The sequence below is a fragment of the Colwellia ponticola genome, assembly GCF_005885605.1.
Classification (GTDB): domain Bacteria; phylum Pseudomonadota; class Gammaproteobacteria; order Enterobacterales; family Alteromonadaceae; genus Colwellia; species Colwellia ponticola.
Map to the genome: position 1 here is coordinate 92,849 of NZ_SZVP01000001.1, position 19,663 is coordinate 112,511.

A 19,663-nucleotide genomic window follows, 5' to 3' on the forward strand; every position below is an offset into this window, starting at 1 on the left:
GCCCTTCTCTTACCACGAGTCAAACTATAACCCAACATAGCTAAGCTAGCTTTTTTTGACCAAAACTAACAATCTGTTCAGACATTTTTTTATTAATGCCTTTTACCAATACCCAACTATGCCAATATAAGGTTTCCACTAAGTCTTTATCCGGACATAAGCTTATTAACTGTCCCGTTTTAAGCTCTTGCTCTATTTGTAATTTAGGTAATAAACAATAAGCAACGCCTTGCTTTACTAACTCAACAAAGGCCTCAGATGAGCGAACACTATGACAGTAATATTCACTGGCTGCTAAGTTAAAATGTTTTGCTATATAACGTACGTGCATATCATCTTTATGATCATAACTTATCGCAGGTGCCATTTTTAAGGAGCGTCGACTGACACCATCGGGGAAATATTTTTGCGCAAAGCCTTTACTTGCCACTAAGCAATATTGCATTTCCCCTAACTTAAAAGAACGATAACCTTTTAACGGTTTTTCTATAACGCTGACTGCGCCAATCGCTTGGCCACTGCGTAACTTATCTAACGTTCTTTCTTCATGCTCAATAATTAAATTAAGTTCAACTAAATAATTTTTAAGTACTGGGGTAATAGCATCAATAAACCAAGTGGCAATACTGTCGGCGTTAACAGCAAGTGCTACTTTCATCGGTTTAATGGGCGTATCTGGAGATAGCAAAGGGACTAACTCATGCTCAAGCTGTTTTACTTTTTTAAAGTGACTCAGTAATTGTTCACCGGCAATAGTTGCAACAATAGGTTGATTGCGAATAAGTACAGGTTGCCCTACATGCTCTTCTAACGCTTTAATTCGTTGAGATACCGCTGACTGAGAAATAAATAATTTTTGCGCTGCTAACTCAAAGCTTTGTAACTCAATAACCTCAGCTAGCGCTGCTAAAAGTTTATAATCAAAATTTGCCATAATGCTCTCTAACCAAATAAGTTTTACTAATGATAGTTAATTATTATTAATTATGTTCAATTAAATAATTAATGCAAAATAGCGCGCATTAATTTCCTGACCGTTTTATAGAGACCATGTTGAGTTTATTAGTTTTAGCAAAAGGCTTCACCCTGACTTTAAGTATGATTATGCCTATTGGTACGCAAAATTCGATGCTAATCAACCAAGGCATTAGTCAAAATCATCATAAAATGACAGCGGCTCTTTTTGTACTTTACGATGCTTTATTAATAAGTATGGGCGTGCTCGGTGGTAGTATTTTACTATCGCATAACCCGATGTTATTTAACCTACTTACTTGGGGCGGTATCTTATTTTTAACGGTTTATGGCTCGCTATCAATGAAGTCCGCCATTGTGAAAAGTAAAAACACCACTGATACCGTATTGAAAAAAAAATCAGCAAAGATTGTTTTTTTAACGTCTTTGGCAGTCACTTTTTTAAATCCCCATGCTTATATTGATACGGTAATGGTTATTGGTAGTGTGGGTGGGCAATATGCCGATGAAGGAAAAATATACTTTTTGGTTGGTTGTATTTTTGGTTCATTAACTTGGTTTACTTGTTTGGCATTAGGCGCAGCTAAGCTGTCAAAACAATTAAGTAAACCGAAAGTAAAAATGATTATAGATATTATTATTGCCTTGGTTATGTGGTTGGTTGCTTGGTCACTCTTTAATACTTGGTTAACAAGGTAATAAGTTAATAAGTTAACGACTACCTAAGCACTTTACTAAGTAGTTATCTAGGAAATAAAGCTACAGACAATAAAGGTTAAAAAATCAAGAAATGCTAACACTGCTTATGGCATAATCTAACGATAATACCTGTAGGTATATTTATACCCATTATCCCGATTATTTAGCTGTTAATAAACGACTAGTACCCTACTAACACGGTACTAACACCTTATTAGCAAGCTACCTATAACATAAGAGTTTTAGCTTTTCTATGACCACTGCCACCAAAGATTTATCCGCTCACACGCCAATGATGCGTCAATATTTAACCATTAAAGCCGAGTTTCCACATACTTTAATCTTTTATCGTATGGGCGATTTTTATGAGTTATTTTTTGATGATGCCAAAAAAGCCTCTGATTTGTTAGATATTTCACTTACCGCGCGTGGTAAAACCGGTGGCAATGCTATTCCTATGGCCGGCGTGCCCTATCATGCTGCTGAAAACTACTTAGCGAAATTAGTGAGTTTGGGGGAATCAGTCGCCATTTGTGAGCAAATTGGTGATCCTGCTACGAGTAAAGGCCCCGTTGAGCGTAAAGTGGTACGTGTTATCACCCCTGGCACCGTTAGTGATGAGGCGCTCTTAACCGACAGGCAAGATAATTTAATTGTCGCCATAGTTGATAATCAATCACCCAATGCCAAATTAAAAACTAACTCTGCGCCAGCTTTTGGTCTAGCTTATTTAGATATGGCTAGTGGTCGCTTTGTCCTCACTGAGCCACAAACTAGTGAACAACTACAAGCGGAGCTGCAACGCTTAGCGCCTGCTGAATTACTTTATAGTGAATCACTACAAGACTTTGACTTAATAGCCCATAGAAAGGGCTTGCGCCGCCGCCCAGAATGGGAATTTGATCTTGATACTGCAATAAGCTTACTCAATAAACAATTTGATACCAAAGCGTTAACGGGTTTTGGCGTTGATGATAAACCTTTAGGCTTGGCGGCTGCCGGCTGTTTATTTCAATATGTAAAAGATACTCAGCGTACTGCCCTGCCCCATATTCGCGCCATTGTTTGTGAATCGGCTAATAAAGGTGTAGTACTTGATGCCGCTACTAGACGTAATTTAGAGCTTACTCAAAATTTGCATGGCGGTTTAGATAATACTATCGCCGCTATTTTAGATAAATCATCAACGCCTATGGGCTCGCGCTTACTTAAACGCTGGCTACATTTTCCGTTACGTGATTTAACCGTATTGCATAATCGCCAAAATACCGTTGCTGATATCATCGCACTAGATTTAATCACGCCGATTCAGCCATTATTAAAAAGCTTGGGTGATATTGAGCGTATTGTCGCCAGAATAGCGTTAGGCTCTGCCCGACCACGAGATTTTGCTCGTTTACGTTTTGCTCTACAACAACTGCCAGCGCTGCAAACAGAACTAACTACAGAGTTAAATGCCGCGCAACAAGAGAAGTCACCCAAAGCCATAACGAGTTACTTAACCACTATTGCCGAACAAAGCCAGCCAATACCTGGGCTACAACATTTACTAGAACAAGCTATTGTTGAAAATCCACCCGTGTTGATACGTGATGGCGGTGTTATCGCACCTGGTTATCACGAAGAGCTCGATATATTACGTGATTTAAGTGATGGTGCAACGGAGTTTTTAGCACAGCTTGAACAACGTGAAAAAGAACGCACAGGCATACAGTCATTAAAAGTAGGTTATAACAAAGTACATGGCTTTTTCATTGAAATGAGTCGCACCGCTGCCGTTGATGTCCCTGATGATTATATTCGCCGACAAACATTAAAAAATAATGAACGCTTTATTACCGAAGAGTTAAAAAAACACGAAGAAAAAGTACTGAGCGCTCAAAGTAAATTTTTAGCCTTAGAAAAAACACTTTATCAAGAGCTATTCGACAAGGTATTACCTGACTTAGCGCAATTACAGCAGTTAAGCCAAGCGATTGCTGAACTTGATGTATTAACCACTTTTGCCGAGCGAGCATTAACGCTAAATTATGTAAAACCTCGGTTAGTTGCAGAGCCTGGCATTAGCATTGATGCTGGTCGACATGTTGTTGTTGAACAAATGACTACCGATGCCTTTATTGCTAACCCTGTACTATTAACAGAGCAGCGAAAAATGTTGATTATTACTGGGCCAAACATGGGCGGTAAATCAACTTATATGCGCCAAACGGCTTTAATCGTACTACTTGCGCATATCGGTTGTTATGTGCCAGCAAGTAGCGCCACCATAGGGTTAGTCGATAGAATATTTACCCGAATAGGTGCCTCTGATGACTTAGCCAGTGGCCGTTCAACCTTTATGGTAGAAATGACTGAAACTGCCAACATACTACATAATGCGACGGATAAAAGCTTAGTGTTACTCGATGAAATTGGTCGTGGTACCAGTACTTACGATGGTTTGTCACTGGCTTGGGCATGTGCAGAAATGCTAGCTCTAAAAACCAAAGCATTCACTTTATTTGCTACTCATTATTTTGAGTTAACCTTACTGGCCGAGCAAATATCCACGCTAGCTAATGTTCATTTAGATGCAATAGAACATGACGATAATATTGTTTTTATGCACGCTATTAAAGAAGGTGCTGCCAGCAAGAGCTTTGGCTTACAAGTAGCGCAGCTAGCGGGGGTACCAAAAATGGTGATCAAGCGTGCCAAGCAGCGATTAACTGAACTAGAGCAACAGCAAGCGCCAACGGTATTATCACCAGCACCGGCAGAAAGTAATGCTTTTGAGCAATTAAGTTTAGTGACCGAAGAACATCCAGCGCTAACAACACTTATCGACACAGATATTAATGAGTTAAGCCCGCGACAAGCACTAGAGTTATTATTTACTTTAAAAGAACAGCTATAGGTAACTTATAACAGAGCCAGTTGAATAAACTTAACTGGCTGTTGGTTAAGACCAGTGAGAAACATATAGGGCTTAGAAACGAAAAAAGCCTCAGCAGTATTAGTGCTGAGGCTTTCATCTTTTTTATGGTGCCCCGACCCGGATTTGAACCAGGGACACGAGGATTTTCAATCCTCTGCTCTACCAACTGAGCTATCGGGGCATTCTTTATAAAGCAATAACTCTCTAAAGAGCGCGTATAATATAGTTAAAAATTATAAGAGGCAACCATTTTATGAGAAATATTACATAAAAAAGTGAATTAAATTAACGCTGTTCAATTAAGCAACTACTAGTGGCTATTTAAAGTTCAAAATCACTAAAGTCGATATCAGTGTCTATATCGATATTCGTCTCTACGTCTGCAGTAGGCTTTGTTTTACTTGGTTTAGGTGGATCAAGTAATGAGGGTTGCCTATCAAGTTCATTTTCTTGATTAAGCTCAGTTGCTGATTTTACTGTCGGCTGTCTTGTCAACTGTGCTGCTTTTAACTTTTTATTTTGCTTACGTTTCTTGCGTTGAAGACAACGTTTAATTACTTTTTGCTTTTCATTAGTGCTGAACTCTTTCCAGTGTTGACGTTCATCACGTGAACGCATACAACCTAGGCAGTGACCTTTGTCATCAGACTCACAAATGCCAATACAAGGGCTAGGGATATCAAAAAACTCTAATTGCACTTATCTCTCGCTTAGCTTTTAGCTTAACTTGATATTAGTTTGTTCTTAACTTTTATTTATCGTTTAACTATTATTCAACGATTAGTTAACTATCACTACAACGCTTACGATACCTTTATTAGCAGTAATAAAAAATGCGCTGTAAGTTAACTATAACTTATCAGCGCATTCTTATAATAGCTAGCGGTGTTAACGCTAACTCATCAATTTATAACAAAAAAGGGAATATTAATCTTTACTCACTACATGGTAATGAGGATCTTCAATAATATTAAGCTCTACTAATTTATCAGCTTTATGTAGTAGCGCTTTACAATCCTTATTTAGATGCTTTAAATGCATGTTTTTATTACGTGATAAGTAACGCTCGGCTAGGGTATCAATGGCTTCAATAGCAGAGTGGTCAACAACACGAGCACTTTTAAAGTCAACAATCACATCATTACTGTCTTCTTCTGGAGTAAATTGCTCAAGAAAGTTCGCAATAGAACCGAAAAATATCGGTCCATCTACTTCATATACTGTTGAGCCGCTTTCATTAACAGTGCGATGTACAGCAATATGTTTAGCATGCTCCCAAGCAAACACTAAGGCTGAAACGATTACACCAACAATAACAGCAACAGCAAGATCAGAGTAAACAGTAACCCCTGAGACCAATACAATAACAAAGGCATCCGCTTTAGGTACTTTGCCTAAAATGCGCAGGCTTGACCATTCAAACGTACCAATAACCACAATAAACATCACACCCACTAATGCAGCAAGTGGAATTTGTTCAATCAAATCAGAGGCAAATAATATAAAGCCTAATAAAGCTAATGCTGCAGTAATACCTGAGGCTCTACCACGACCACCTGAATTTACGTTGATCATCGACTGACCTATCATGGCACAACCACCCATGCCGCCAAAAAAACCTGTTGCCGTATTAGCTGCACCTTGAGCAATACATTCTTTATTGCTCTTACCACGAGTACCCGTTAGCTCATCAATTAAAGTCAATGTTAGTAATGACTCAATAAGACCAATGGCTGCCAGTACTAACGCAAAAGGTAAAATAATTTTTAATGTTTCTAATGAAAAAGGCACATCAGGAATAGCAAAGGTAGGTAAACCACCAGCAATTGAGGCAACATCACCAACAAGTTTGGTATCTAAATCAAGGACAAACACTAATACTGAAATACCGACAATAGCCACTAAGGTAGAAGGGACTGCTTTAGTGATTTTTGGAAAAAAGTGAATAATAGCCATAGTTAACACAATTAAGCCAGCCATGATAAATAATGGGTTACCTTGCATCCATTCAAGTTCTCCAGCGGCGTTAGTCACTTTAAATTGCCCTAACTGCGCTAAAAAAATAACAATGGCTAAACCATTAACAAAACCTAACATAACAGGGTGTGGTACTAGGCGGATAAACTTACCTAATTTAAAAATACCCGCCATTATTTGCAATAGACCGGTGAGCACCACAGTGGCAAATAAATATTCAACACCGTGAATAGCAACTAAACTGACCATCACGACTGCCATAGCGCCGGTAGCACCAGAAATCATTCCCGGACGACCACCAAAAATAGCAGTAATTAAGCCCACCATAAAAGCGGCGTATAAACCGACTAATGGCTCTACGCCAGCAACAAAGGCGAAAGCTACAGCTTCAGGTACCAGTGCTAATGCAACGGTTAGGCCTGATAGCACATCATTTTTCAAGTTAGACACTTTACTAGCGTGTAATTCAAACATTTTTATCTCATTGGGTTTATCGCCAACAGTTACGGTTAAGTTAACCTATTAGCGGGTACGAATTGGCAAACCTGAATCTTCTCTGCTTAACTAGCGTAGCATTAACTAAGCTAGTATTAGCTCACGTAAATTAATTAACGCGAACATAAGCTATGTATAAATAACTAAAATAAACAGAGACAAAGAAGCAAATTTTGTGTGATTTTGCGGGGCGTGAATACTATAGAAATGCACAATAAAAGTCAATATTTGCTTACTTTTACAACACAATAAACCGGTAATGTTAAGTGGAAGCTACATTAATTCACGTTGCTCTAAAAAAGCTTTGATTTCATTTCTAGAGCTAAGTATATGGTGCTTTAAAACCTCAACAGCTTTATCAACATCGCCCGTTTTACAGAATGCTAATAGCTGATGATGCTCAGGACCTGCTTTTGAAATACCGCCCGCCCATAATAAGTGCATACGAATATACCTATCTGCATTCTTGTTTAAGGTATTAACTAAATCTTGTGTTTGTGGGCGATTAGCCCCTGAGTATAAACAATTATGAAAACGAGAGTTAAGTTCGCTCCAGGTATTGGTGGCATTTTCTTTACCAAGCGCCTGGTCTAACTCGATTAAAATATCATTCGCTTCTGTTAATTTTTTATCCGTTAAAAAAGGTAATGAAGCAGCAAGTAAGTGTCCTTCAAGCATCGCCCGTAATTCAAAAAGCTCAGCCACATGCTTAGCATTAAGCTCGGTTACTGTTGCGCCTTTATGAGCCTCAAAAACAACAAGGCCTTCCCCTTCTAAATGCAATAATGCCTCTCTAACGGGAATACGACTAACGTTTAATTCTGCCGCTAGTGATGCTTGGCGAAGTGACTCTCCTGCTTTTAATTCACCACTTAAAATTTTTTCTCTTAGGGTTTCAACCACTAACTGCGTTCTTGTTTTATATACTATGGTCATAAAATGATCCTAACTAGGGTCTGTTGATCTTTCAGGGTTAAAATTTATTCAATTTAAAACGGGGTTAATCGCGGCGCGAGCTTCAAATAATAGTTATTCTATTTAAAAAGCGAGCAACAAAGAGTACATTCGTTTTAAATGAACCTAAAGGGAGCACTTGTTTGAAATTTATAAGGCGTTATCACATGTTCGTGTAGCTAGCTACACATCACATGCTCTGCCTTTTTAAAATACCAAACAAGTCGCTGTAAAAGTAATCTCGAAAGGTTAACAGACCCTAGCCTCAACAACTCTTTTAACAGCGTTTTAATAGTACATTATTAACAATGTATATTACTCTTTTATTCCTAACACTTTACTTACTAATGAACTATCCAGTCAGTTTCTTTTACTTGCTAGGCAGTGCACAACCGCTTAAATACAAAAAACTACAGATTAAAAAACTTTGTTCATGGTTAAAGATCCATCTGTAATAAAAATTACGGCAGTTTAACCAACTACCGTGTTTTTATCATTAACTTTATCGAGTTGTATGGATCAATAATGAAATTAACCTGCTATGATATCGATGAACATTATTATAGGAAAATCACATGGAAATTATCGCCATACTGGCGTTGCTGCTATTAATTTGGATGCTATGGCAGTTAGTAAAAGCAAAAAGGTTTACCCGCTTTAAACGACAAATTGATACTGAATTAAAAGATAAGGTAATTGCTAATATTATTGAGGAATTAACGTTAACTCGTAGTGAGCAATTACCTAACAACGAATGTCATCAAGCAGCAACATTACTTTTTTGGACACAATATAAAAGCCGTATATTGCATGCAGCTTTAACACGTGAAATAGTTGATCAACAATGGCTGATAGACACAGGTAATTTACGTAACGCCCAACATTTATTTTTTATTGAGCGTCACCACTTACCTAAACCGCAGCAAACAGAAGAATAAGGTAACCATACCGATAACGCTGGTGATTCGAAACGAGCTAAAAAGGCTATTAAGCCTTTTTAGCAAATTGTAAATCCCATACGCCATGACCTAGGTTTTGGCCACGGTTTTCAAATTTAGTCAATGGACGAGAATCAGGGCGTGGTACATAGTCGTTTGTCTCAGACAAGTTACTATAACCTGGCGCACTTTGCATATCTTCTAGCATACATTGTGCATAATTTTCCCAGTCAGTTGCCATATGAAATACACCGCCGACTTTCAATTTTTGTCTGATCGTTTCAACAAATTCAGCCGAAACAATTCTTCGTTTATGATGCTTTTTCTTATGCCACGGATCAGGAAAAAATAATTGCACCGTTGTCAGTGAGCCGTCAGGTATACAATCAGCTAAAATCTCAATAGCATCATGCTCATATACTTTTAAATTGCTAACGCCTGCTTCAACTGCAGATGAAATACAAGCGCCAACACCGGGCTTGTGTACTTCAATACCAATAAAGTTTAGCTCTGGTGCCGCTTTAGCCATTTCAACTAAAGATTTTCCCATACCAAAACCAATTTCTAACACCACAGGGTTGGTATTAGTAAATAATGTTTGAGGTTCAATAACGCCATCACTATGGTTTAGTCCCATGTTTTGCCAATGATCGTTAATCGCACGTTCTTGATTTTTGGTTAAGCGACCTTCGCGTTTAACAAAGCTACGTACTTTACGAATGTACTTACCTTCTTGCTCAGCCTGCTCTATGGTTTTATGTGTTTTTTCTGTCATTTTAGATCTTTACTCATCTTCATTTATATATTCAGCAAGTAATATAAAAATTACTGCATAAGTAGTTATTCAAGCTTATTACGTAAAGTCAATGCGCTTTAGGCAATGCCGCATAAAGTTCATTGATAAAACGTAAGTTATTCAGCCCACCAAACATCGTACAAATCGCTTACTGCCACTGACGTCGCACCATTGTCCGTTAACCATTTTTTAACCGCACTGCGATGCTCCTCAGTACAAGAGCCTAATGCTTGCGTACAAATAAGACCATGCCATAAAGTATCGCCTTCTCCGCCAAAACCTAAACCATTAGGCTGAATAGCTTCGGCAAAAAATTTATTGATAAACGTATCAAGTTCTTCGCCACTGATGTCATCTTTTAATTTCCAAGCAACATCGAAGCCTAATTCTTGAAACTCATCAACACGTAATTTTTTACGGATACGGGTACTACGGTTTTTTGCGTTTATTTTCATTATTAAAGCCTTATATTTTTCTTAATGCTAAATGGGAACTCTTAATGACTCTACTAATTAATGATGAAAAAATGATTAACGAGCCATTAAAATGAACTAAGCGAAGCGAATTTTAAAGGCGATATTATATACCCCTTACTTAGTAAAGGGTAGGATTTCAGTGGTAATTGAAGTCCGAGCCACCCTATTTATCGATAATTAGCGCTATTCGCCATAATTGGTACGAAAAGCTTAATTTGTCTATTTGAGCTCAACAAATTATTTAGTTACACTGCGCGCTATGAATAATCCTATAGCACTATCAGCCAATTCGGCTGAAAAATTTGGCCAACAAGTGGTAAGTTGGTATCACCTGCAAGGTAGAAAGCATCTACCTTGGCAGCAAAACAAAACCCCATACCGCGTATGGATTTCAGAAATAATGCTACAACAAACCCAAGTTGCTACTGTTATTCCTTATTATCAGCGTTTCATGGCAAGTTTTCCGACCATTACTGACTTAGCCAATGCCGATGAAGATACCGTGTTACATCATTGGACCGGACTGGGTTATTATGCTCGAGCCCGAAATTTACATAAGTCAGCCAAGATAATGCTTGCTGATTATGATGGTAATTTTCCCATAGAAATTGAACAAGTTATTGCTTTACCAGGCATTGGGCGTTCAACCGCAGGCGCTATTCTAAGTTTATCATTAAAGCAATATCACCCTATTTTAGACGGTAATGTAAAACGCGTTTTAGCACGGAGCTACCTTGTTGAAGGTTATAATGGCTTAAGTAAATTTGATAAAGCCTTATGGCAATTAAGTGAACAATTAACACCGGCAATAGAAACGGATAGTTTTAATCAAGCAATGATGGATTTGGGCGCAACGGTGTGTACTCGCAGTAAACCAAAATGTGAGCTATGCCCTATTAAACAAAGTTGTTTAGCAAAAGCGAGTGATCAACAAGCGAACTTTCCTCAGAAAAAGCCGAAAAAGAAAATCCCTGAAAAGAAAACGATCATGGTGATCCCAAGATTAAAAAACAACCTCTCTGATAAGGTGCTAATGGAAAAACGCCCTCCTGCAGGTATTTGGGGCGGCTTATGGTGTTTTCATGAAATTGATGATGTCACGGAAATTGATGACTTAATGACTAATTTATCACTTAAAGCGCTCTCATCACAAACCTTAACAGAGTTTAGGCATACCTTTAGTCACTTTCATTTAGATATAACACCAGTCATAGTAGACTGCCAACAACTTGATAATAGTCAGAGTACAAAAATAAACGAACCAGACCAGCAAAAGTGGTATGATTTACAACAAGAATTAAGTGTTGGCTTAGCCGCCTCAACACAAAAATTACTGACATTACTTAGAGACTGTTAAACGTAAAACTACTGAAGCTGAACGTATAAAACATTGAACTTTAGCAGTTTGACTTGAATAATCAGTAAAATGTAACAATCTACACTAAAGCTAAGTTCATTGATGAGTGGGCTTTGAATAAATAACTACATACCAATAACTACTAATAATAACTACCAATATAGAGAAGCCATTATGAGTCGCACAGTATTTTGTCAAAATTTAAACAAAGAAGCCGAAGGTTTAGGCTTTCAACTCTACCCAGGTGAAATAGGTAAACGTATTTTTGATAATATCTCTAAAGAAGCGTGGGGATTGTGGCAAAAAAAGCAAACCATGCTAATAAATGAAAAAAAAATGAACATGATGAATGCTGATGACCGTGCTTTTTTAGAAAAAGCTATGGTTGCTTATTTATTTGAAGGGAAAGAACCTGAAATTGAAGGTTACGTACCACCGAGCAAATAATCGCTATTATTTTGTTCAGTGTTTTTCCTTGCTCATTTTATAACTCGTTAATGTACATAAAAAGCTCACAAAAAACAGATGTGCTGCAAAAAGCAGCAAACAAACACTTTTTATTAAAAAGTTGGTAAAAAAGGGTTGACGAGATAAAAGAAAAACAGTTTAATACGCCCCGTCTTAACGAGGCAGCGAACTGCAGCCAAGTTAAACATGTTAAGCCCCGATAGCTCAGTTGGTAGAGCAGAGGATTGAAAATCCTCGTGTCCCTGGTTCAAATCCGGGTCGGGGCACCATTTTACAGAAGTACTACTAATTAATTTCTCGTTAATATTATTAAGTGATACTTCGGTGCCAAAAGTATTTAAGCCGTTATTTTAACTTAAATATTGCACACAGCTTTGTGTGCCGACTTAGCTCAGTTGGTAGAGCAACTGACTTGTAATCAGTAGGTCGCCAGTTCGATTCCGGCAGTCGGCACCATTTATTCTCTTCTGAGAAGAAACCAAACCTTGACAGCAATGTTAAGGTTTTTTTTCACCTAAAGTTTAAGAGCAGATCTTACAAAGATATTACTCAATAAAAATATTAAATAATATTTCAGTGCCAAAAGTATTTAAGCCGTTATTTTAACTTAAATATTGCACACAGTTTTGTGTGCCGACTTAGCTCAGTTGGTAGAGCAACTGACTTGTAATCAGTAGGTCGCCAGTTCGATTCCGGCAGTCGGCACCATTCATTCTCTTCTGAGAAGAAATCAAACCTTAACAGCATTGTTAAGGTTTTTTTTCGTCTGTAATTTATTAGATATTTAGCGACATACTGACGACCATACTGCTTGAATCAGTAACTCATTAAAGATCAGCAGTTCGATGCCAACAGTCGGCACCATTTATTCTCTTCTGAGAAGAAATCAAACCTTGATAGCAATGTTAAGGTTTTTTTCGTCTGTAATTTATTAGGTATTTACTTAGCGACATACTGACGACCATACTGCTTGAATCAGTAACTCATTAAAGATCAGCAGTTCGATGCCAACAGTCGGCACCATTCATTCTCTTCATATTGTCTGAAATAATAACCCTTTATTAATAATGGCTATGCCATTATCATCAAGTAATACTGTTTACACTTTAGGTACAATGATGAAAAAGCTAATAACTGTTTTATTAACGCTATTAATAACGGCTTGTAGCACTACAAATACCACTAAGTTTGACTATAACGAAAAAACTGACTTTTCATCACTTAACAGCTTTCAATTTAGTGAAAAAATCAGAAAACTGTTGATTCAAATCCCATTATGGATAACCGCATTAAAAATGCTATTGAAAGTGCTTTAACACGCCAGCTTTTTACCCATCAAGCAGAGCCTGCTGATTTACAGGTAAGTTATCACTTTACTCAACAGGAAAAAGCCAATAACTCATCATTTAGTATTGGCTTGGGTGGTGCTAAAATGGTCGGTAACGGTCGTGCTGGTATAGGTTTAAGCACCAGTATCCCTATTGACAGTGACGCCACCATCATCACTAAAATATTTATCGATATCAGCCATAATAACACCGCTATTTGGCATGGTACTGATACCTATGAAGGCAAGGGAGATATGTCTTATCAAGACAAGGAAGACGCTATTACTACAACAGTCAATCGCTTGCTAGCTAACTTCCCTCCGACTAAAAATAAATAAGGTAAATAAAGCACTTAGCAATGCCCTGAAGGTTTACTCAGGCGTATTGCACCATGGTTAATTATTTAACAACTTTAGGCATTTTCACTTTCGTTAACCCATTATTTATTTTGTTATATTTGGTGAAATACTCATGGCTTTAGTAATTAGCGCTGTTCATAACACTCAAGCTACCTCATTAAGTCATCACACCCTACTTAGTGATATAGCTATTAATAACAGTAATCAATGGACAATTGAGAGTAGCTCACTATTGGTATGACAAAGATAAAGTCAGCTATGGAAGCACCTATTAATGCAATACAATTAAACACATTAGAAGGCAAGCAATATCAATTACTTGCTAGTAACATACAACAGTACTTAAATGACTTATTTACCCAGTAAAAATTAGCTAATGATGCCGATAAACAATTGCATGCTCTGCTCTATAGCATTATGTAAAATACTGAAAAGCTCCCTTTAACACTTCAACGATGTTAAGTAGCAGCCATTACAGCATTAAGCGTTATTATTTAGTCGTGCTAGTTAGTTGAATAATCCTCTAAAAAAGTGATAATAGCATCAATGCCATTAAATTTATTGACCCGATTAGCGCTTCAGTCGCGAGTTAAAAATAGTTATATATAATAAATAAGCCCTTCCCCTGGAGAAAACATGCCATTAGTAAACCTATATCAAAAACTGAGCCCTTTTCAGCGGGTTATTATTGCGCTAATACTGGGTATAAGTACGGGTATTTTTGTAGGAGAGCCCGCGGGAAATATTGCCGTTATTGGCGATGTTTACATCCGCCTATTACAAATGACCGTATTACCTTATGTACTTGTCTCTATTATTGGTGGTCTAGGGCGTTTAGACAGTTCAATGGCTAGTCGCATTGGTATGCGCGCAGTCAAGGTTATTATTATTATGTGGTCGGCTGTAATGGCAACCCTATTACTACTTCCTTTAGCTTACCCTAACTGGCAAACCGCTGGTTTTTTCAGTACCAGTATGATTACTGAGCCCAGCACTTTTAATTTTGTAAAACTGTATATTCCCAGTAATATTTTCGCCTCACTATCCGAAACCATTGTGCCCGCGGTTGTTCTCTTTTCATTGTTGATGGGGGTTGCCTTAATACAGGTGAAAAATAAAGAGACACTATTAACCTTAACCACAAATATTGGCGACAGTTTAATGAAGGTTGCCTCTTATGTAGCCAAATTAGCACCTTTAGGTATTTTTGCTATTTCAGCGGCTGCCGCTGGTACCTTAGAAGTGGAAGAGCTTGGTCGTCTACAAGTATTTTTATGGGTTTATATCATTGCCGCTGCCCTACTCGCTTTTGTATTTTTACCGTTACTGATTCATTGGGCTACGCCTTTCTCTTATCGTGAAATTTTATCCACCGCCGGTGAAGCCATGGTAACGGCATTGGCAACAGGGACAGTATTAGTTGTTCTGCCTATGATAATAGAGCGTAGTAAAGAGTTATTAGCTAAGCATGGTATGGAATGTGAAGAAACAGACTCAACGGTAGATGTGTTAGTTCCTACCGCTTACAGTTTCCCAAGTACCGGTACTTTATTAGGTTTAGGTTTTATTCTATTTTCTGCTTGGTATGTTGGCACACCATTAGGAGATGACGATTATATTTCTTTTGTGGTGATGGGTGCATTAACGGCCTTTGGTAGCATGGCTGTTGCTATTCCTTTTTTACTTAACTTTTTCGACTTACCTGCTGATCAATTTCAATTGTACCTATTAGGTAGTGTTGTTACAGCGAGATTTGCAACCGGTTTAGCCGCATTACATGGCTTTGTGGTGACTTTATTAGTTGCCTCAGCAGTATTGAAAAAGCTTAGATGGCATAGAATGATGCAAGCCATTGGTATTCACTTAGCGGTGACATTTGGCGTGATGATTGCCACTGGCTTTATTTTAAAAGCAATGATCCCCTATAAATATGAAGGTATACAAACCTTTGAATCAATGAAAGCAATGAATACAATTACTGAGTTTGAATCCTATCAAACACTTACGCCACTAGGGTACTTTGAGCAGCAACAACCTCGCCTTGAAGTCATCCTTGAACGTAAAAGCATCCGTGTTGGCTATTACGAAGCAAGTTTACCTTATGTTTTTAAAAATAAAGATAATCTTATGGTTGGCTTTGATATCGAAATCTTGACGCAGTTTGCTAAAGATTTAGATATTAAATTAGCAGTGATACGACTTGAAAGCAGCGCTAATGAAGCTGAGTTATTAGCTAATGGCAGCATTGATATAACGCTGGGCGGTCACACTATTACACCTAAGCGAGCCTTAGAAGTAACCTTCTCAGATGCTTATACTTTCCACACAGTAGGTATATTAGTCAATGATGCTAAACGTGATAAGTTTGCGGATATTTCGACCATTGCAACCATAAAAGATTTAAATTTAGGTGTAGGACGTAGCAAGTACTACAAAGATATGGTTAAAGAGTACCTACCCAATGCCAAGCTAACACAATTAACGGATGAAGATTACGTAAGGCAATTTCTTAAAGGGCATTATAAAGGCATAGATGCCTTAATTTATTCCACTGAAGCTGGTTCCGCTTGGGCTATGCTGTACCCTAACTTTTCAGCCATTATACCTAAAGGTATGCAACTTAGAGCACCTGTTGCGTTTGTTATGCCAAAAGGTCAATTAGACTATGTACAATACATGAATACTTGGCTCAAACTAAAACAAGATAATGGTTTTCAAGATAAGGTATATGACTATTGGATTTTAGGTAAAAACCCTAAAGCCAAAAAACCACGTTGGTCAGTAATGAAAGATGTACTCGGCTGGATTTAGCTAATCCCACAATTACCTACTAGGCACAAAAAAAGCACCTTGTGGTGCTTTTTTATTATCTAGATAATAAGGCTAAGCTTTATTATTTTGCTTATGGTAGTTATTAATATACCACTGAGTATGTTGAGCAATAGTATCATTATACGCTTGCTTTAATGATGGCAACACCACAGTATTAGCCTGCCCAGTTAATTCATCCATAAAAACTTTTTTAGTTTCAGTGGCTAACACTAATACTTGCTCGTATTTACCATGACAAAACGCCGCTAAATACCCTTTACCATAAAAAATATCATTTTCTGCTGCGATAACCTTTACGCTATCAACTTGCATACCCTGTAAGGCCGTTAACCAGCTATCAATAATAGCTCGCCACTGCTCACCTTTAACTGAGGTAGTCCCTACGTTAAATACCGGTAAATCTTGCCTTTCATGGCGCTTAAAATTATACGAGTGGTTGTCATAGACAACACATTGCCCAAAGTCTTCAATTAGCGCTTCAACAACGCCAGCAACAATGCGATAAAATTGCGCATGTTTCGCCTTACTTTTAGCAATCATGACTTCAGTTAAAGGTGTTGTCCAAATATCTTTGCCCCAAGCAGTTTCATAAACACATTCATCAGTATTACGATTTAAATCATATTCATAACGCGAATCGTGAGCAATTAAGGTGATCGCTTGTTTGGCAATAAAGCTCGCTGTGTGTGGGTCTTCTTCATAATAACGCGATGCTTTATCTAGTAAGCAATTTTCTTCAAGCTCTGCTCTAAAGTTGCTACCATCATGAATAGCAGCGGACATAGCTGGCAAATATTTCTCAATTTTAAGGGTGAAAGCTCCGCCGACTACTGTAGCTTCAAAACAGTGACGTCGCTTTATTTTATTAATAATTTCTTGTTCGGTGAGTTGTTTGGTGAGTTGTTCAGTCACAAAGGACTCCTTAGCGAATTTGCATAAGTTAATGCGTATATCTCAATCCCTGTAAAGTATACGACTACGGGTAAGTACATGCGGTAAAAGGTTATTAACAACAGGTAAGTAACTAGTCATATATAACTAGTTACTTACCTGTTTGAGTGTCTGTTTAAGTAAACGCTTCATCAGGGCATTATTATATTGATGAATGATCTTTTCACTAGTAAAGAGCTGCGGTAACTCAATAATAAAAATTAATATGACTAGTGTGATACCTACAATAGGAAGCAGGTGGCTGAAATATAAAAAGCCTCCTATTATCATCATAATCAAATTAGCCAAGCCACGTTGCCACTTACCTAAATAAAAGTGGTGTAAGCCAGCGATAAAGACCCAGTTTAAGGCGGCATAAGTATCGGGATCTTTTACTTGGGCAACTTCTAACGCATAGTAATATTGTTTTTGTTCTCGACTCAGCTGAGCTATTTGCGCACGTAGTTGCTCTTCTTCTTGACGTAAAGACAATGTACGCATAATCGATTCCATAGTTATATCATTAATTTCTGTAACTTTCTGATCATTGATACTCAGGACTGTCATTCTTTACCGATGGTATTTTGCGCTTTTTGTTGGCTACTTATTCGGTACAGGATCATCAGTGATATTAACACAATCGGGGTTATTACAACGTTTAATGCGCTTAACACCGATAATAACGCCTTTAACAACCCCAAACCGCTCAATCGCTTGATAGGTGTAATGCGAGCAGCTTGGGGTAAAGTTACAGCTAATAGCAAAGTGTTTAACTGAGCCACCTGTTTTTTGATAAAGACGGATAGCCTTTAATAAAGCTGTTTTAACCACGGCTTCGACCTAAAGTAATAATGATGGCTTCTCGTGACCAAAATAACCAAAAGCGTTTTTGTTCTATTACTTGAAAAACGAGTTGCCAACCATCGGCTGCCTCTTGATTTAATGTTGCTTCTAAACGTTTTAACGGTAAACCACTAGAGCCTAACAATAACGTTCCACAACCACCTTCAGTAACATAAAGTACTTTGTATTCATCGTATTTACTCATCATCACATCTCTATTTATGGTATTAAAAACTAGGGTTTATATAGTTTGCCTATTAATGTCAAAATATAAAAGCAAGATGATAATAACAAGTATTAGTTTTTTTGTGCTCTGTAATCACTAAAATTATTTCATAGTGTGTAATTATTTTATTACCTATATAGTGATAATTTATAAGGCTGAGTACTAGTCAAGCTACCGTTGCGGCTGGTAGAATCTTACTTACTATATTTCTTGAACATAAAAGAAGACATTGAGATGGGCAGAGCATACCAAAACCGCAAATTATCCATGGCCAAAACTGCGGGGGCCAAAACTAAAGTTTACTCTAAGTACGGTAAAGCAATTTACGTTTGTGCTAAAAATGGTGGTGTTGACCCTGATGGTAACCTAGCGTTGCGTGGTTTAATTGATCGTGCAAAAAAAGATCAAGTCCCCACTCACGTTATAGATAATGCGCTTAAAAAAGCCTCTGGTGCTGGTGGTGAAGATTTTGTTGAAGCCCGCTATGAAGGTTACGGTCCTGGTAACTGTATGGTTATTATTGATTGCTTAACGGACAATGGTAACCGTACCATTAAAGATGTTCGTCAGTGTTTTACTAAGACAAACTCTAAAATAGGCACGTCTGGTTCAGTGTCACATATGTTCGACCAGCAAGCCGTTTTTGCTTTTCAAGGCGAAGATGATGAAAGTGTTTTAGAAACATTAATGATGGCTGACATCGACGTAACTGATGTTGAGTTAGAAGACGGAATTATCACCGTTTATGCCCCGCATACCGAGTTCTTTAAAATCAAAACAGAATTTGCTAACTCAATGCCTGAGTATGATTTAGAAGTTGAAGAGATTTCGTGGATCCCACAAAACTATATTGATGTTGAAGGCGAAGAAAACTTAGCAAACTTTGAGAAATTTATCGCTATGTTAGATGATTGTGATGATGTGCAAAATGTTTATCATAATGCCGAAGTTAAAGCTTAATAAGCGAACTTAACCTCTGCCTTTACATAATTAAGCAATAGACAACTAAAAAGCCAATATTACTCATATTGGCTTTTTAGATCTTAGTGCAGTAACTAACTCTTATTCATATGGATTAACTGATATTTTT

General features: G+C 37.7%; 18 protein-coding genes, 4 tRNA genes and 1 pseudogene. 12 read left to right on the forward strand and 11 right to left on the reverse strand.

What is annotated here, in order from left to right; translation table 11 throughout:
• Positions 1–40 precede the first annotated feature (40 nt).
• A complete protein-coding gene (locus FCS21_RS00385; protein WP_138620022.1) occupies positions 41–934 on the reverse strand; it encodes an ArgP/LysG family DNA-binding transcriptional regulator in 894 nt (297 codons plus the stop codon).
• Positions 935–1,050: 116 nt separating this feature from the next.
• On the opposite strand from FCS21_RS00385, the gene FCS21_RS00390 reads away from it, so the two are divergent.
• Complete coding sequence (locus FCS21_RS00390; RefSeq protein WP_246046931.1) at positions 1,051–1,674, forward strand: LysE/ArgO family amino acid transporter; 624 nt, start codon at positions 1,051–1,053, stop codon at positions 1,672–1,674.
• Between the two features lie 253 nt (positions 1,675–1,927).
• Complete coding sequence (gene mutS / locus FCS21_RS00395; protein WP_138620023.1) at positions 1,928–4,573, forward strand: DNA mismatch repair protein MutS; 2,646 nt, start codon at positions 1,928–1,930, stop codon at positions 4,571–4,573.
• A 126-nt stretch (positions 4,574–4,699) separates the two neighbouring features.
• Here the strand turns inward: mutS and FCS21_RS00400 are convergent.
• The 4 genes from FCS21_RS00400 to FCS21_RS00415 form a co-directional block, all read right to left on the reverse strand.
• Positions 4,700–4,775 (reverse strand) — tRNA-Phe (locus tag FCS21_RS00400).
• A gap of 140 nt (positions 4,776–4,915) precedes the next feature.
• Positions 4,916–5,293 (reverse strand): DUF1289 domain-containing protein, encoded by a 378-nt coding sequence (locus FCS21_RS00405; protein ID WP_138620024.1) that lies wholly within the window; start codon positions 5,291–5,293, stop codon positions 4,916–4,918.
• Between the two features lie 228 nt (positions 5,294–5,521).
• On the reverse strand, positions 5,522–7,045 hold the full coding sequence (locus FCS21_RS00410; protein WP_138620025.1) for a SulP family inorganic anion transporter: 1,524 nt from the start codon (positions 7,043–7,045) through the stop codon (positions 5,522–5,524).
• A 294-nt stretch (positions 7,046–7,339) separates the two neighbouring features.
• Positions 7,340–8,002: a GntR family transcriptional regulator gene (locus tag FCS21_RS00415; RefSeq protein ID WP_138620026.1), complete on the reverse strand. Its 663-nt coding sequence runs from the start codon at positions 8,000–8,002 to the stop codon at positions 7,340–7,342.
• Between the two features lie 593 nt (positions 8,003–8,595).
• Here FCS21_RS00415 and FCS21_RS00420 point away from each other — a divergent pair.
• Positions 8,596–8,958, forward strand: coding sequence for a hypothetical protein (locus FCS21_RS00420; protein WP_138620027.1), 363 nt, complete (start codon positions 8,596–8,598; stop codon positions 8,956–8,958).
• Positions 8,959–9,007: 49 nt separating this feature from the next.
• Here FCS21_RS00420 and trmB read toward each other — a convergent pair whose 3' ends face one another.
• Together trmB and FCS21_RS00430 are read right to left on the reverse strand one after the other, a co-directional pair.
• Complete coding sequence (gene trmB, locus FCS21_RS00425) at positions 9,008–9,733, reverse strand: tRNA (guanosine(46)-N7)-methyltransferase TrmB (RefSeq protein WP_138620028.1); 726 nt, start codon at positions 9,731–9,733, stop codon at positions 9,008–9,010.
• Positions 9,734–9,870: 137 nt separating this feature from the next.
• Positions 9,871–10,209, reverse strand: coding sequence for a YggL family protein (locus FCS21_RS00430; RefSeq protein ID WP_138620029.1), 339 nt, complete (start codon positions 10,207–10,209; stop codon positions 9,871–9,873).
• Positions 10,210–10,489: 280 nt separating this feature from the next.
• Here FCS21_RS00430 and mutY point away from each other — a divergent pair, with 280 nt between their 5' ends.
• The 8 genes and pseudogenes from mutY to FCS21_RS00465 all read left to right on the forward strand — a co-directional run bounded on the left by mutY (position 10,490) and on the right by FCS21_RS00465 (position 16,553).
• The gene (gene mutY, locus FCS21_RS00435) at positions 10,490–11,587 is read left to right on the forward strand and encodes an A/G-specific adenine glycosylase (protein ID WP_138620030.1); all 1,098 of its coding nucleotides are present in this window, start codon (positions 10,490–10,492) and stop codon (positions 11,585–11,587) included.
• Between the two features lie 174 nt (positions 11,588–11,761).
• Positions 11,762–12,034 (forward strand): oxidative damage protection protein, encoded by a 273-nt coding sequence (locus tag FCS21_RS00440; RefSeq protein ID WP_138620031.1) that lies wholly within the window; start codon positions 11,762–11,764, stop codon positions 12,032–12,034.
• 214 nt (positions 12,035–12,248) lie between these two features.
• Positions 12,249–12,324 (forward strand) — tRNA-Phe (locus tag FCS21_RS00445).
• Positions 12,325–12,435: 111 nt separating this feature from the next.
• A tRNA-Thr gene (locus FCS21_RS00450) sits at positions 12,436–12,511 on the forward strand.
• 176 nt (positions 12,512–12,687) lie between these two features.
• Positions 12,688–12,763: transfer RNA gene (locus FCS21_RS00455), tRNA-Thr, on the forward strand.
• A 559-nt stretch (positions 12,764–13,322) separates the two neighbouring features.
• Positions 13,323–13,721, forward strand: a pseudogene (locus FCS21_RS00460) (DUF4136 domain-containing protein); the annotation flags it as partial.
• Positions 13,722–13,979: 258 nt separating this feature from the next.
• Complete coding sequence (locus FCS21_RS17075; protein ID WP_281279938.1) at positions 13,980–14,108, forward strand: hypothetical protein; 129 nt, start codon at positions 13,980–13,982, stop codon at positions 14,106–14,108.
• A gap of 270 nt (positions 14,109–14,378) precedes the next feature.
• Positions 14,379–16,553: a cation:dicarboxylate symporter family transporter gene (locus FCS21_RS00465; protein WP_138620033.1), complete on the forward strand. Its 2,175-nt coding sequence runs from the start codon at positions 14,379–14,381 to the stop codon at positions 16,551–16,553.
• A gap of 72 nt (positions 16,554–16,625) precedes the next feature.
• Here FCS21_RS00465 and FCS21_RS00470 read toward each other — a convergent pair whose 3' ends face one another.
• The 4 genes from FCS21_RS00470 to FCS21_RS00485 all read right to left on the reverse strand — a co-directional run bounded on the left by FCS21_RS00470 (position 16,626) and on the right by FCS21_RS00485 (position 18,552).
• Positions 16,626–17,486 carry an N-formylglutamate amidohydrolase gene (locus FCS21_RS00470; RefSeq protein ID WP_138620034.1) on the reverse strand — a complete coding sequence of 287 codons (861 nt, stop codon included), beginning with the start codon at positions 17,484–17,486 and terminating at the stop codon, positions 16,626–16,628.
• Positions 17,487–17,612: 126 nt separating this feature from the next.
• A complete protein-coding gene (locus FCS21_RS00475) occupies positions 17,613–18,071 on the reverse strand; it encodes a TM2 domain-containing protein (protein WP_306461452.1) in 459 nt (152 codons plus the stop codon).
• A 33-nt stretch (positions 18,072–18,104) separates the two neighbouring features.
• A complete protein-coding gene (gene yidD, locus FCS21_RS00480; RefSeq protein ID WP_138620035.1) occupies positions 18,105–18,335 on the reverse strand; it encodes a membrane protein insertion efficiency factor YidD in 231 nt (76 codons plus the stop codon).
• Positions 18,328–18,552: a DUF4177 domain-containing protein gene (locus FCS21_RS00485; RefSeq protein ID WP_138620487.1), complete on the reverse strand. Its 225-nt coding sequence runs from the start codon at positions 18,550–18,552 to the stop codon at positions 18,328–18,330. Before FCS21_RS00485 ends, yidD begins: the two co-directional genes overlap by 8 nt.
• A 255-nt stretch (positions 18,553–18,807) precedes the next feature.
• Between FCS21_RS00485 and FCS21_RS00490 the strand changes: the two genes are divergently transcribed.
• Positions 18,808–19,533: a YebC/PmpR family DNA-binding transcriptional regulator gene (locus tag FCS21_RS00490; RefSeq protein ID WP_138620488.1), complete on the forward strand. Its 726-nt coding sequence runs from the start codon at positions 18,808–18,810 to the stop codon at positions 19,531–19,533.
• Positions 19,534–19,663: the final 130 nt, after the last annotated feature.

Bases quoted from the DNA above. Each gene is read 5' to 3' on its own strand.
- FCS21_RS00390 (WP_246046931.1), top strand. From the start codon at position 1,051: ATGTTGAGTTTATTAGTTTTAGCAAAAGGCTTCACCCTGACTTTAAGT.
- FCS21_RS00415 (WP_138620026.1), bottom strand. From the start codon at position 8,002: ATGACCATAGTATATAAAACAAGAACGCAGTTAGTGGTTGAAACCCTA.
- mutY (WP_138620030.1), top strand. From the start codon at position 10,490: ATGAATAATCCTATAGCACTATCAGCCAATTCGGCTGAAAAATTTGGC.
- FCS21_RS00410 (WP_138620025.1), bottom strand. From the start codon at position 7,045: ATGTTTGAATTACACGCTAGTAAAGTGTCTAACTTGAAAAATGATGTG.
- FCS21_RS00430 (WP_138620029.1), bottom strand. From the start codon at position 10,209: ATGAAAATAAACGCAAAAAACCGTAGTACCCGTATCCGTAAAAAATTA.
- FCS21_RS00440 (WP_138620031.1), top strand. From the start codon at position 11,762: ATGAGTCGCACAGTATTTTGTCAAAATTTAAACAAAGAAGCCGAAGGT.
- FCS21_RS00420 (WP_138620027.1), top strand. From the start codon at position 8,596: ATGGAAATTATCGCCATACTGGCGTTGCTGCTATTAATTTGGATGCTA.
- FCS21_RS00485 (WP_138620487.1), bottom strand. From the start codon at position 18,552: ATGAGTAAATACGATGAATACAAAGTACTTTATGTTACTGAAGGTGGT.
- FCS21_RS00385 (WP_138620022.1), bottom strand. From the start codon at position 934: ATGGCAAATTTTGATTATAAACTTTTAGCAGCGCTAGCTGAGGTTATT.
- FCS21_RS00490 (WP_138620488.1), top strand. From the start codon at position 18,808: ATGGGCAGAGCATACCAAAACCGCAAATTATCCATGGCCAAAACTGCG.
- FCS21_RS00475 (WP_306461452.1), bottom strand. From the start codon at position 18,071: ATGACAGTCCTGAGTATCAATGATCAGAAAGTTACAGAAATTAATGAT.
- FCS21_RS17075 (WP_281279938.1), top strand. From the start codon at position 13,980: ATGACAAAGATAAAGTCAGCTATGGAAGCACCTATTAATGCAATACAA.
- FCS21_RS00465 (WP_138620033.1), top strand. From the start codon at position 14,379: ATGCCATTAGTAAACCTATATCAAAAACTGAGCCCTTTTCAGCGGGTT.
- mutS (WP_138620023.1), top strand. From the start codon at position 1,928: ATGACCACTGCCACCAAAGATTTATCCGCTCACACGCCAATGATGCGT.
- trmB (WP_138620028.1), bottom strand. From the start codon at position 9,733: ATGACAGAAAAAACACATAAAACCATAGAGCAGGCTGAGCAAGAAGGT.